7 protein-coding genes are annotated in these 13,150 nt (G+C 64.2%); 3 read left to right on the plus strand and 4 right to left on the minus strand.

Going from position 1 to position 13,150, the window contains the following annotated elements:
• The first annotated feature begins 82 nt into the window (after positions 1 to 82).
• Positions 83 to 487, plus strand: coding sequence for a hypothetical protein (locus B1L11_RS46665; protein WP_079314193.1), 405 nt, complete (start codon positions 83 to 85; stop codon positions 485 to 487).
• Between the two features lie 93 nt (positions 488 to 580).
• On the opposite strand, the gene B1L11_RS50225 is transcribed toward B1L11_RS46665, so the two are convergent.
• The 4 genes from B1L11_RS50225 to B1L11_RS09845 all read right to left on the minus strand — a co-directional run bounded on the left by B1L11_RS50225 (position 581) and on the right by B1L11_RS09845 (position 10,520).
• Positions 581 to 1,063, minus strand: a complete 483-nt coding sequence (locus tag B1L11_RS50225) for a DegT/DnrJ/EryC1/StrS family aminotransferase (RefSeq protein WP_143737157.1) — start codon at positions 1,061 to 1,063, stop codon at positions 581 to 583.
• A complete protein-coding gene (locus B1L11_RS09835; RefSeq protein ID WP_179155063.1) occupies positions 993 to 1,517 on the minus strand; it encodes a DUF4265 domain-containing protein in 525 nt (174 codons plus the stop codon). Before B1L11_RS09835 ends, B1L11_RS50225 begins: the two co-directional genes overlap by 71 nt.
• Before the next feature lie 71 nt (positions 1,518 to 1,588).
• Positions 1,589 to 7,201 carry a polymorphic toxin-type HINT domain-containing protein gene (locus tag B1L11_RS09840; protein ID WP_079314196.1) on the minus strand — a complete coding sequence of 1,871 codons (5,613 nt, stop codon included), beginning with the start codon at positions 7,199 to 7,201 and terminating at the stop codon, positions 1,589 to 1,591.
• Positions 7,202 to 7,496: 295 nt separating this feature from the next.
• Positions 7,497 to 10,520 (minus strand): DNRLRE domain-containing protein, encoded by a 3,024-nt coding sequence (locus B1L11_RS09845; RefSeq protein WP_143737158.1) that lies wholly within the window; start codon positions 10,518 to 10,520, stop codon positions 7,497 to 7,499.
• Positions 10,521 to 11,019: 499 nt separating this feature from the next.
• Here B1L11_RS09845 and B1L11_RS09850 point away from each other — a divergent pair, with 499 nt between their 5' ends.
• Both B1L11_RS09850 and B1L11_RS50230 read left to right on the plus strand, forming a co-directional pair.
• A complete protein-coding gene (locus B1L11_RS09850; protein WP_079314198.1) occupies positions 11,020 to 11,667 on the plus strand; it encodes a hypothetical protein in 648 nt (215 codons plus the stop codon).
• Positions 11,661 to 12,929: a S8/S53 family peptidase gene (locus B1L11_RS50230; protein WP_256862383.1), complete on the plus strand. Its 1,269-nt coding sequence runs from the start codon at positions 11,661 to 11,663 to the stop codon at positions 12,927 to 12,929. Before B1L11_RS09850 ends, B1L11_RS50230 begins: the two co-directional genes overlap by 7 nt.
• Positions 12,930 to 13,150: the final 221 nt, after the last annotated feature.

Here is a 13,150-nt window from a genome sequence, read left to right on the forward strand (position 1 = left end):
GGAGACCTCGTAGTACCCCAAGTCCGCGAGCGTGGCAGTCAGCTCTCGGACGAGGCGGGCGCCGTTGATGCGGTGAACCCAGATGTTGGCCCAGGCTCCGGGCGAGCAGCCGCCCGGCAGGGCGCTCGACGATTCTGTTGATGCGGAAGTCGGGGCCGAGGGTGAGCATGCCGCTGATGAAGGTGTTCTGGAGCACCGCGGTTGTCACAGCGATCGGCGACGGGCAGGCAACCAGCCGCTCATAAGTGTCGTCGGGGACAAGGTCGGTGATTCCGCTCACGAACACGGAGCTGGCCGTACGGACACGCCGCAGCCCGGTCAGAGCGGCACCATCCGCGGTGAAACCCTCCTGCAAGCAGACCTTGACGTCGCTATAACCGGTGGCAGCGACGTCCGCCTTGATTTGCTGCACGTTCCCCGGATTCGCGATGACCAGGAAGCGGTGAACCCCCGCGCGGGCAGCCTGGCGCATGTGTCGTTGCAGTAAGGTCTCGCCGCCCAACCGAAGGGTCGCCTTGTCCGCGGCCGAGGCGGGTGCCACTGCCTCCGGCGAGCAGGATGGCGATCATAAGCTGGTCTTTCACCTCTCCAGGTCTTCTGCCAGAAGGCAGTTCTTAAGGGCGTCCGCCACGGTCATGCAGTCGGCTGTGCTGAGCGAGGGATGAAAGGGGAGGGACAGCGTGCGCACCAGCAAGTCCCGAACCTCACCCCAGTCCTCTTCGCCCTGGTGGACCGCGAGGGTCGGGTAGTCGAACCACGGCCGGTCGAACATGACCGTGCTGGCGACCCCATGCCTCGCGAGCCTTTCCCGTAGGTCAGGCATCGGATTCGGAAGGTGAACGGCGTAGCGGCTCTGGGTGGCCTGAGGAGTACGGCCCGGCATCACGACGGCCAGGGGGAGAGCTCGTTGGTAGGTGTCGGCGACGCACTGCAGGCAGGCACGCAGAAGGTCGCGCTGCGCCCACTGGTGATAGGCGCGACTGTCGCGCCTCCTATTCCGCGTGCCCGCCCACCTCGGCCTTAAATGGCTCGGCGTCGCCCCATTCCCAATAGGCAGTACCATCTCTAATCTCCCGCTCTACCGCAGCGAACAACCCTGCAGGATCTACAGCGGCCGGAATGTCTACGGCAACATGCCTATCCCCACTCCATTCAGAAAGGAAACCACCAGAGGAGATCGCTGAACGCAGTGCTCCACGCAAATCCGAGCCCCTGATAGGAGGACGAGGAGCCGTGAAGAAGACGCGAAAGACGCGCCTACCGGATTTGGACGCGACACTCGACACGAACTTTCCATCCCTCAGCTTAACTCTGTCACCAAGAGCGACCCCGTAAACTCTGAACGGAATGCAACAGAATTCGAACTCATCACCTTCCAAAGGACGCAGCCATACTTGTTCCCACTCATCCTCAAAGCCAAATGGGGCGAGGTCCACCATGGCGATGTAGTTGTGCTCGGCACGCCAAACTGGGGCGTCATGAGTAATGTAGGAAACGTGGCCTGGAGAGTTGGTCATCTGTAACTCCATCTGCTCTGGAACGTCAGCCTGGCCCGCCACAGGAGCGGCGGGCCAGGCAGCAGGTTCATCTAAGGATAACTCCTTGGTACACGAACCGTGGACTGCATCCATGTGGGCCACCACGGAGGGGGCCATGATCCTATATAGTTTGGCGGGGGATTGAGAGGCGCTATTCTGTTTCTCTTCGAGCTGTTGCAAAACGTGCAGGCTGGCGTGAGGTTGTCATCCTCAAGATTGCCGCCGTTGATCCGGGCATGCACGTGGTCGACAGATGTAGCTGTGTTAGTACGGCAGTACGAGCAAAGTGGCTGGTTGCTGCCAGGGGTGGCTTGCTTGCCAATGTTGTAAGACTTAAGAATCGATTTGGTGATGGGCTTTCCGGCGGTCGGACCGCCGCTCGATCCTGGGGGAATCTCATATATCGGATCACCATTCGGCCCACACCCGACCGGGGTATTGATGTTGTGTACGAGGACCGGTGTGTTGCCAGTAAGAACATAGTAGGTATGAAGGTCGGCGATAGTAAGGTTGTGAACGCGCTGGTTGTGGGCTGTCCATTTTTTTATAGCCGTAACCTGGACGTAGGTGCCAGCGGAAGTACGCAGCCACATGCCGCGCTTGAGGTCGGTTGCGTCCACCCACTTGCGGAGCTCCTCCACCCAGAAGGGGTGGTGGTCCGTGGCGATTACTGGGCTAGACTTTTTGCCCCGGTCGCCGTCAGTGTTGACGGTGATTTGCACCAGATTCTTTTCGCCTTCGCCGATGATCAGAGCGATGACTGGCTTGGCTTCGCTCTCGCCGGTTTCCGGGTCGGTGGCGAGGACCTTGTCGCCGACTTTGACCTCTTCAATTGGCTTGGAGGAGCCGTCGGCCATAACAACTTCTGTGCCGGGAGCGAAGCTGTTTGGGGTGCATCCGTAGTTGGCGATCCCTCCGCTCGAGCGTGGCGTCGCCGACCCGCCGAGTGGCATTCTCCCAGCAGAGGCGCAGAAGCTGGTTGCGCATGCCGCGGCAGCAAGCCAGCTCTCGGTATCTGATATGCGGCTCAGATCCGCGCGGAACTGCTGCGAACATCCCGTGCCGGGGTCACCGCAAAGGGCTCGGACAAGGTCGAGTTCGCATTTCTGGATGCCCCCCTGACCGTATTCTGAGAAGCTGCAGGAGTTGTTGACCTGATTGACGTACGTCTTGGACAAAGCCTCTTTGAACTTCGGGTTTTTCTGGTCGGCCTCGGGGACGGCAACGCCACCGATCTTGTCCAAGTTGGCGCATGCGCCGTTGCTGTAACACACGGACTTGTCCAGGTCCAGCCCCCCACCGCCAGAGGGGTTGGCCATCAGCATGTGGCCGTCGAGTTCGATGCCGGTGATGGGATTGCCACCGGCGAAGGCATAGCGGTTGGCGGTCCAGGGGTCGGTGCCGAGGTTCAGGTCGTTCAGGGCGCCGTTGTAGTAGTCGAGGGTGAGGAAGCGGTTGAGGTTGGGGTTGTAGTCCCGGAACCCCATGTCGTACATGCCGGTGGAGTTGTCCCAGCGCTTGCCGTTGAAGCGGTAGGGGTTGTACTCCTCCTTGGCGGTGGGGTCGACCGGGTCAGGCTTGTCGACGCCGGTGAACAGCTTGTCGTCGTTCTTGCCGTAGGACGTGTAGCCGTAGGTGGCGCGAGTGTCACCGGTCTCGGACGTGACCTGCTCGACGTCGGTGTGCGCGTTGTAGCCGTAGTAGGAGGACTCCTCACCGCCGGTGGCGGTGAATTTCACCTGCGACAGGCGCTCACCCCAGGGGGAGTACTGGAAGGAGCGGGTCAGCTTGCCGGCGACCTCTTCGTCCAGCACCTCGCCGGACATGCCGAGGTAAGAGTAGTCGGTGGTCTTCGCGGCGGTGGTGCCGTTCTTTTCGGTTTTGCTGGTGGTGCGGTCGAGCGGGTCGTAGGTGTAGGTGGTGACGGTCGAGGTGGTGCCGTCGGTGCCGAGCTTTTCGTGCTTGGTCAGGTGGTCGAAGCCGTCGTAGGTGTACTTCTCCCAGGTCTTGCCGCCGCCGGTGATGGTGCGCAGCCGGCCGTAGGGGTCATAGTTGTAGGTCGACGTCTGCCCGTTGGTGGCCGAGGTCATCAGCCGGTTGCGGTCGAAGGTGAACTCGGTGCGCTCACCGTGGACGGTCTGGTCGTAGACGCTGGAGTTCGGGTCGTGCAGGTAGGTCTCGGTCTCCGCCGCACCCCCGCCGACCGGGGTCTTGACCGTCTTGGCGATGCGATCCCGCGGGTCGTAGGTGTAGGTGAACTGGTTTTCCAGGTACGCGCCAGGGTTATCGGCGTTCTGCACCTTGGCCAGGTCGCTGGCGCGGTTGAGGTTGGCCTGGTAGCCGATGGTGTGCTCGGCGACCACCGTCCCATTGGGCTTCTTCTCAAGCGAGTAACGCAGCAGGCTGTCGAGGAAGTAGTCGTAGGTGACGGTGTTGCCGTTGGCCTTGGTCTCAGTTTTGCGTTCGGCCTTCTTCGTATACGTGTAGGTGGTGACCTTCGGGGACGCATCGGTGGCCGACTTGGCGTTGGACACCCGCTCGACCAGGTCGCGGATGTCGTAGCCGTAGGTGGCGACGGTCTTGTCGTGCGTCCGGGTGATCGGCGCGCCGTTCTCGTTATAGTCGTAGGTGGTGGTGTTCTTGACCGTGCCGTTCAGCTTCTCGAGGATCTGCTGGACCTGGTTGAGCCCCGTGTAGGTGACATCCCAGGTGTCGATCTTCGCGGTTGGCGTCCTGTCCTTGATCTGCGTCAGGTTGGCGTTGACGTCGTAGAAGTACTCGAAGTCCTTCTTCTCGTTGTCGGTGTCGCCGCTGTTGTCGCGGACCAGCTTGACCGAGTCGGCCGCCACGGTGCCGTTGGCGTCGTTGGTCAGCGTGATCGAGTGGGTGATGCCCTCGGTGAAGGTGTAACTGCCCAGCTCGACCCACTCGCCCGGGCTGGCGGTCTGGTCGACGGTCTTGGTGTCCTGCCCGCCGTCGTACTTGACCGTGTACTTGGCGTTGGTCGCGCCCGCCCCGGAGGGGTAGCGCACGTACGCCTTGTAGCTGCCGGCCGTGGGGATGGTCAGGTTCCAGGTGAAGCTGGCGTCCCCGGTGCCGGCTGGCGCGGTGGCATAGTCGTAGCCGGTGAAACCGGACGTGCCGGCGACGGTGGGCCCGGCGACCAAGGACGAGGTGCTTCCGCCGGTGGTCCAGGTGCCGGTGGTGGTGACCTGGCCGGTGTCGGAGTTGTCGGCCAGCACCACGTCAAGGCCGAGTGGGACGCCGTTGTCGGAGTGGGTCTTCAGCTTGCCGTCGGGGTAGTAGGTCCACTCGATGGCCCGCTGGGAGGACCCGCCAGCCGAAGTGACGGTCCGGTTCTTCTGCTCGCCGAGCTCGTTGTAGTCGTAGGTGGTCTTGATACCCCACGGGTCGGTGGTGGTCTTGGTCCACCCGTTGTCCCAGTAGGAGATCGTGGAGTCGTTACGGATCGTCTGCCCGTGGGACGGCGGGTGAGAGATCTTTTCCAGCCGCGACACCGCGTCGTAGCTGTAGATGACCTTGTCCGGGGTGTTGTACAGCGGATCGTTGTGGTCGAACGGGTAGATCTGCTCGCTGACGCGGTTCAGCTTGTCGTAGACCGTCTCCTGGACGAAGTCCGTCGTCGATCCGGCTTCTACGGCCCGCGGTGTGATGACCTTGGTTTGGTTGCCGACCTCGTCGTACTCGAATTTGGTGACGGTGTACTTGATTGTGCCGCCGGTCTCCGAGTGCGGGACCCTGATCTCCTTGACGTCGCCGCGCTCGTTCAACAGGTAGTCGGTTGTCTTTTGGTCTTGGTCGGTGGTGGAGATGACCAGGCCGTCCAGGTCGTAGCCGGTCGAGGTTTCGTAGCCGGCGGCGTCCTTCACCGATTTGACGTGGTGGTTGAGGTCGTAGGTGTAGATCGCGGTGTAGTCGGCAGTGTCGGCGGTGGCGTTCTTGCGGGGGTCGATGACGGTCTTGACGTTGCCGACGTTGTCGTAGGTGTAGGTGATCTTTTTCTGCTCGGCGTTGATGACGCCGGTCAGCTGGTAGATCTCGTCATACTCGTAGGTCGTGGTGAAGTCGCCGGGCTGGGCCTCGGCAAGGTTGCCCTTCGGCTCGGTCTGCGTCTTGAGGTTGCCGGCCGCGTCGTATTTGAACGTGGCCTTGCGCTCGGGCCCGCCTTCGGTGTCCTTGGGCAAGTAGGACTCGATCAGCTGGTCAGCGTCGTCGTATACCGCGGTGGAGGTGGCCCCGTTGGGGGCGGTCATCTTGGTGATGTTGTCGTTGCGGTCGTAGACCGGGGCGGGGGTGGTGATGAAGACCGGCGGGGAGGCGTTCTGGTCCTTGGGGGTCTTGTTCTCCAGCGGCCGCTTGAAGATGTCGTAGGTCTGGGTGGTCTGCTTACCGAGCGCGTCGGTGACCTTCAGCACGTTGCCGCGGACGTCGTAGACGAAGGTCGTGTCCTTCAGGTCTGCGTTCGTAATCTTCTGCGGATAACCGGTGGGGTGGTAGTCCGCATACTGGGTGGAATGCTCGTTGGCGTCGGTGACCTTGGTCAGCTGGCCGTAGGGGTCGTACTCATAGCGGGTGGTGTAGTCCCCGTCGGCGGCGGTGCTCACCCCGATCGGGTCGGTGACGCTAGTGAGATTGCCGTTGGCGTCGTAACCGAACTGCCATGCGTGGCGCTCGGGGCTGATCTTCTCCTTCAGGTCCGCCACAAAGTCGTTGAGGTGCCAGTAGTAGTCCAGCGTGGTGGGATAGGTTCCGTTATGGATGGCTTCGGCATCCCAGATCTTGCGCGGGTAGCCGGTCTTCTGGTCGTACTCCCAGCGAGTGTGCGCCTGGTTGGCCTCGATCAGGTCGGTCAGGTTGTGGTCGGAGTCCCACCCCAGCGTCGTGGTCTCGTTCTTGGCGTTAGTGATCGACTTCGGCCGGCCAAGGGCGTCCAGCAGGTAATGGGTGGCGTGCTGGAGGGGATCGGTGACGGTGGCGTTGATCTCTCCGAGCTGCGGGCCATCGAGGTCTTCGTAGTCGAAGTGAGTGACGCCGTTCAGCCGGTCGGTGAGCGTTTCGACCTTCCACTTGTCCTTCGGGTCGACCGGCGCCTTGTAGTAGGTGAACGTGGTGTCGTGCGTGCCGTCCTCGGTGGCCCCGCGGGGGTCGGTGACCTTGACGAGCTTGACGTTCTTGTTGCCCTGGGTCGCGTCGTAGGTGAAGCGGAACGTCTTGGCCTGATCATCGCCCGCACCGTCGACCATCTTGGCCATCAGGCCCTTGTCGGTGTAGGTGAAGGTCACCTTCCGCCCGGCGATGTCGGTGATGGACTCGACCTGGTCGATAATGTGCGGGTTGGTCAGCTTGGTGTCGTCGACCTCATCCCCGTCGTCGTTGACGTAGGTGTAGTCCTGACCCTTGCTGTAGTACGTCAGGGTCAGCGTGGTGCGCCCGGCGGCGTCGGTGATGGTCTGCAGGAACTTGGTCGGCTTGTTGTTGGACCGGCGCCGTTCGTAGGTGAACGACATGGTGTTGCCGTTCTTGTCCACGATCGCGGACTGGAAGCCCTCGTCGTCGTAGAAGAACTGGGTGCGGTCGGGCTTGGTGAACACCCACTGCCGGAGCGGGTCGTCCAAGCCGGTCTTCTGCAGGTACAGGTGCACCCCGCGCGGTGGATGTAGTCGCAGGTGGTCGGCTGGCAGTTCTTGGGGTCGCCGTCGGCGGGGTCCCGCGTCCACACGTGGGTGGTGCCGTCCCCGTCGGTCAGCCGCACCTGATCGGGCCAGCTCTGGCCAGGCGGGTGGAACTGCAGCTGGGAGCCCAGCCGCTGCAGGGTCGAGGTCTGCAGCGACCAGCCGTATCCCATGGCCGAGGCGGAGGTGTCCAGGCTGTTGTAGGTCATCCGGACGAACGTCTGCACTCCGCGGGAGGGGTTGGTGAAGGCGTTGTAGGACCACATCAGGTTCCCCGCGTACGGGTTAACCATCGCGGTCGATCCGGCGCCGTGTTCTTGCCGGTGTAGGCGTAGAACTTCTCCGCCCCGAGCAGGTCGGAAGTGGGTGAGTCCACCCGGATCTGCTGCGGCAGGGTCGGCAGCTGGTGGGAGGCGGACTTCCAGTTGTTGTTGAGCGTGTCCTGCACGTCCCACACCAGGGTGAGGCCCTCGGCGAGGTTGGTGCCGGCACCGGAGATGGTCGGGGCCTTGACGTCGGCGTTGACCACCGTCGTCTCCCCGGGTGCCAGATCTTTGGTCAGCTGCTTTTTGAGCTGGTTGTCGGGGGTGGAGATGTCAGTGCCGTCGGGCAGCTGCCAGTGGTAGCTCACCGCGGTGGAGGAGGCCGGCCAGGGCTGGGAGGTGGTGTTGGTGATCGCCACCGGGATCTGCGTGGTCGCCTCGCTGTCCATCCGCTCGGGGGTGGCGGGGACGAAAAAGGCGGGCGAGGTGGCGGTGTCCGCATAGGTCACCCGCAGCCGGGGTTGCAGCAGGCTCTCATCGGCCTCGCTGGCGAGGAACTGCGCCGTCTGCTTGGCGGTTCCCGGCTCGTTGGCGACCTTCACCAACAGCCCGTGGTTGCTGCCCGGGTCGGCGATCCAGGCCTTGGCCGCGTCGGTGACCGTCCACGTCCGCCAGCCCGGGTTTGCCGGGATGTCGACGACCGTGCCCAGCACGGCCGGGTCGAAATCGCCGCCGGGGCTGGTCCACGGCGAGTTCCACGTCGCCGTCTCGTCGAAATCACGGGTGAGCTTGTGGGCGTTGAAGGCCGCCCCTGCCCCGGTCGTGTTGACTCCCCATAGGGAAAGCTCCGCCTTGCTGATCTTCGCATCGGCGGGGATCCGGTCGGCGAAGTCACCGAAGCCGATCACTGCCCGGGTGGTGCCCGCGCTGCTGGTCGTGTTGCCGGCCTGCAGCCACTTCTGCCCGCCTGTCCCGATGGTGTCGTGGCCGGTGGAGGGCTCGCTGGCGGCAAGGGTGGTATCGGCGCTGCCGTAGACCACGGCGGTGACCAAGCCCGGCTTGGGCAAAATCACCTTCCTTTCCTGCGACGCGACAACCTCCCCGTTCTTCAGCACCGCCTCGACCCAGTAGCGGACCTCATGAACGTAGGAGGGGTCGCCGACCTTCGCAGGATCACCACCGCTGCTGGTATCGACGAAGGAGGTGACGCCAGGGGGCAGCGTGGTGATGAGCGAGTCCACCACACCGCCGTTGGGATTGACCTGGCAGGCCGCAGGGCACCAGCGGCGCAGCCGATACTCGACCAGATCATCGGACGGGTCGGAGGGGGTGGCGTCGTTGTAGGCAGTCCAGGACAGGGACGCACCCACCGCGCTGGCCTGGCGCGGCTCCTTCACAATCACGCCCGGATTGCCGTAGGTGACCACCAGCTTGGGGACGTTCACCGACTCCGGCGCAAGACCATCCGCGCCGTACAGCTCAGAAGAGCCCTCATACACCGGGCCGGCGATCGGAGCCGACGACGATTCGTTGGTCGCCTTCAACATAAAGCCGTTGGTCCAGTCCGGGTTGGAGAACCAGGGGCGGACGAGTTGCGTCACGTTGAAGGAATGCCACCGCGACAGTTCCCCCTGATTACGCGTCACCGTCGCGACCGGCTGAGTCGCGAAGGTCGGCTGGCTGCTCCAGGTGACAGTGGAGGGATCCCAGTCGGAGGTCACCTCGTATACGCCCACCGTCACCGGCCCGGCCTCGCCCAGCGCCTGGTCGAAGTACACCTCAAGTCGGGCGTCGTCGATCAGCGTGGCCTCTTCCGGCACCGGGACGAGCCACGGGGAGATGTTGATCAGCGCGCGGTTGATTGCGGTACCGGCCTTGCCGACCGGCAACCGCCAGGAGGAGTCGAAGTTGGTCGTCTTCTTGCTGGAGTCCACATAGGCGTCCCAGGCCTCCGGCCACCCCGGCTGCATCCTGATCGTCGGATCGATCACCACCGGCCACTTGCGCTCCGGCGCGGTCAACCACGCTGCGTCGGGGGTGATCGTGATCGTGGTCTCCGCCCCCTGCTGGGAGGTCAGCGTCTGCGTCACCGCGTCCGAGTACCGCTTGCCGTACGGCGAGGCCGGGTCGTCCTGGGCGTCGAGCATGAACGGCTTGGGCACCGAGAACACCGGACCCGATCCGTCAGCCGCATCGAAGACGATCGACCCGTCCTGCTGCTGCCGGGCGTTCACCCCGCCGGTCTTGACCGTGAAGGTGAACGAGGCGCCCGCCGCCGGCGGCTTGGTGAGCGTGATGAGCTCCTTAACCCCCTCAGAGGTGACCGCGTACGTCAGGTCCGCACCGTCCCACACCCCGGGATAGGTGACCGCGGATCCGCCGACCTGCGGGCTGATCTGCCGCCCCTGACCGATCACGCCGAGGGTGACCTGCCGGTTACCCAGCTTGATCTTCGCGAGCTTGTCGGTCTTGTCTCCGAACCGGGAGGAGAAGCCGGCCTTGTCGTTGCCCTGGACGAAGCCCTCCTCGGAGGTGCCCTGCAGGCGGGTCTCGATGTTCTGCCACTTGCCGCCGGCGTCCCGATAGTGGACCGGCCTCGATGAAATCTCCGCCTGGAGCCGACCGTCTTCCAGCTCGTACACCGTGCCGTAGCGCGACCGCTTGCCGGTCAGCTCCTTGACCCGCTTGCCTGGCGGTGGCGCCGCCTTCGCCTTCTGGGATGCGGCACTGCGCCCCGGCAAAACGAAAGCGTTGTTGCTCGGCCGCGTCCCCCTGTCGGGGTCCTCGGCGAACAAACCGGCGACGGTACCGCCGAGCCAGGTCGCCAGGCGCGTCAACAGCCCAGGCGTATCAGCGGAGGCGGCCGTCTGCGCGTTGGCCGGGGCGGTCAACGCCAGCGAGGCCAGCACTACCAGCGTCGCGATGGCGGCGACCGCACGGCGTAATCTCCCGCGGCGCCGTGTTCCACCGGGGTCGGATGCTCTCTTCCACGGGTGCAGGACACGGTTCGACGGCGACAGGCGCACGCGATCTCCCTCGGGCGAGATAAGGAGAAGTTAAAAACGAACCGATCAAGCCAAAAACCCGACAATCCGTCAAGATCAACGCAAAGTGATCATCATTTACTCGAACATGTGTCCGTACACGTTGGAACGAGTCATTAAGCTGGCCAAAGATCCCAAAGTGGACGTTGCAGGTGACAACCCATCAAGGTGACAGTCTGTGATAGTCCAAGGTCAAATCAGACGCAGCGTTATCAAAGCGTGATCTTTGTGGCTGGTACTGCCCTGAGATTCAGGGCAGTCGGAAGGGTTTGACGACGACCAGGGAGACAGCCGTCCAAGGCGATGGCCAAGCGCAGAGGCATCACACAAAGTCAGGTGACGGGCTGGTGCCGCCGAAAGATGATCGCTAGTCTCGCCGTCCGTGCAGGAAACCCTCTCTTTCGGACCGCCCGAGGGTCCGCCTCGCGCGAGGAGATCACGGTGGCTTTGGCCGGCCCTGGGCCTTACGGCCGTCGTGGGTTTGAGCTCTGGGGCGTACGGCGCCATCGGGGTCAAGCGGGAACTCGACCGGCCCCCGACCGAATCCGAGCTGCACGCCGTGTCGGTGCAGGAGATCGAGCTGCGGTGGCGCACCAGATCGGCGGGCGAGATCTTCCCGGCCACCGTCGACTATGGCTCGGGCAGGACGAAAGAGCTGGCCGTCCGTGTGGGGATCGCTCCGCAAGCGTCCTGCACTAAGGCCCTGGACGCGGTGATCGCGAAGGTGGCCGTGGCCGACGGCTGCAGGGCCGTGCTGCGCGCCACCTACCTGGACAAGACCCAGACGCTGGTGACCACGGTGGGCGTCGCCGTGTTTCCGGACGAGACGTCGGTGTGGAAGGTGTCCCGAGTCGTGTGGGGGAACAGTGCGAGTCGGGGTGTACGTGCCGTGGCCTTCCCCGGCACGCTGTCGGCCCGGTTTCGCGACGCCGCTCGGCAGCGGTTCTTCATGACGAACTACGCCAACTATCTGATCTTCGTCAGCGGGGGATACGCCGACGGCCGGCCGAAGGCCAAGCTGGACCGGCCCCAGCTGTTCATGTTCGGTGACCAGATCGCCGCCCAGGTCGGCGGACGGCTGCAGACCTACGTGGATCCATGCACGGTCAAGGGGGTCGTCACATGCTGAAACGCACGCTCCCCCTGCTGGTCGCGGCCATGCTCCTGCCCGCCGCGCCGGCCTCGGCCTCCACCGACGACGTGCTGGGACAGCTCGCCGGGGATTTACAGGCCGCCCACCGCCTCGCCACTGGCAAGGGCGTCACAATCGCGATCCTGTCCGACGGCGTGGACCCGGGGCTCCACGAACTCGCCGGCCGCCTCAAGATCGCTCCGGACCTGGTCAAAAGAACCGAGCCGGACCAGCGCGTCGGCACCCTGCTGGCCTCGGCAATCGCAGGAACAGGCACGATCACGGACCGGCCGATCAAGGGCATCGCTCCCGCCGCGACGATCCTGTCGGTCCGGGTACGGCCCTCGTCAACGGCCGCGTACAAGAAGTTCCTCCAGACCGACGCGCTGGACAAAGTGGCCACCGGCCTCCGCTACGCGACAGATCACGGGGCCAAGGTCGTCTTCATCGAGGAAGGGCGCGGAGCCGCGGCCAACACCGACAAACTGGCGCAGGCCGTCGACTACGCCCTGCGCAAGAACGTCGTCATCGTGGCCGAGGCCTCGCGACTGGTCACCTATGAGGGGAAGCCGATCCCGCCCGAGTCGCTGTCCTATCCGGTCGCCCTCCCGGGCGTCATCGGTGTCGGCGCCACCGACGAGAAGGGACGACCGCTCACCAAGATGTCGGCCCGCAACTCCACCGTGCTGCTGTCGGCGCCGGGGACACGGCTGAACGTCACAGGCGACGGCAACCAGAGCCGGTGGTACATCTACGGACCGCCCACCGCCGCGGCATGGGTGGTCGGCACCGCCGCCCTCATCAAAGAGAAGTACCCCAAGCTCTCACCGGCGCGGGTGGCTCAAGCCCTCGCCGTGTCCGTACGACACCGGCCCAGAGGCGGATACGACGCGACCGTCGGCAACGGCATCCTCAACCCGGTCGAAGCACTCAGGCAGGCCGCCCGGTTGAACCAGCTGCCCGGCTCCGCGCCACCGAGCAAGTACGCGGTACGGCCCACGACCCGCTTCGGCGGCCTCCCGGACTCTCCGATCAAGGCCGTACAGTGGGACGGGACCAAGCTGATCCGCTACGGCTCCATCTCCGGTGCCGGATTCCTCCTGCTGGTGATTTCTCTTGCCATCGCTGCCGTGGCCGTGATCCGCAGGCGCAGGGAACGCTTGGAAAGCACCGTCCCAGGTGGTCCGCTGACGGACCGCTCCCTCGGGACACCGCCCGCGGTAGCCGAACCCGGAGGGATGAACCACCGCCCTGAGTGACTTGTGAGGTGCGACAGCGCTCCCAGTACGGTCCACATGATCACCAGATTGGACGACGGCGCCGTCCGAATCCGGCATCACACGCCCGGCACCCCCGACAGCTGGGTGATCAATACATACCCCGCATGCCGACGATGGACGTGCTGGCGTATGAGATGAGCTCAGGACAGCGAGCACTCTCTTCAGGAGGAGAGGGGGAACACTTCGACCACTTCTCAATG

This window comes from Microbispora sp. GKU 823, from assembly GCF_002027145.1.
Taxonomy (GTDB): domain Bacteria; phylum Actinomycetota; class Actinomycetes; order Streptosporangiales; family Streptosporangiaceae; genus Microbispora; species Microbispora siamensis.

Bases quoted from the DNA above. Each gene is read 5' to 3' on its own strand.
- B1L11_RS46665 (WP_079314193.1), top strand. From the start codon at position 83: ATGTTGGCCCAGGCTCCGGGCGAGCAGCCGCCCGGCAGGGCGCTCGAC.
- B1L11_RS50225 (WP_143737157.1), bottom strand. From the start codon at position 1,063: ATGGTACTGCCTATTGGGAATGGGGCGACGCCGAGCCATTTAAGGCCG.
- B1L11_RS09835 (WP_179155063.1), bottom strand. From the start codon at position 1,517: ATGACCAACTCTCCAGGCCACGTTTCCTACATTACTCATGACGCCCCA.
- B1L11_RS50230 (WP_256862383.1), top strand. From the start codon at position 11,661: ATGCTGAAACGCACGCTCCCCCTGCTGGTCGCGGCCATGCTCCTGCCC.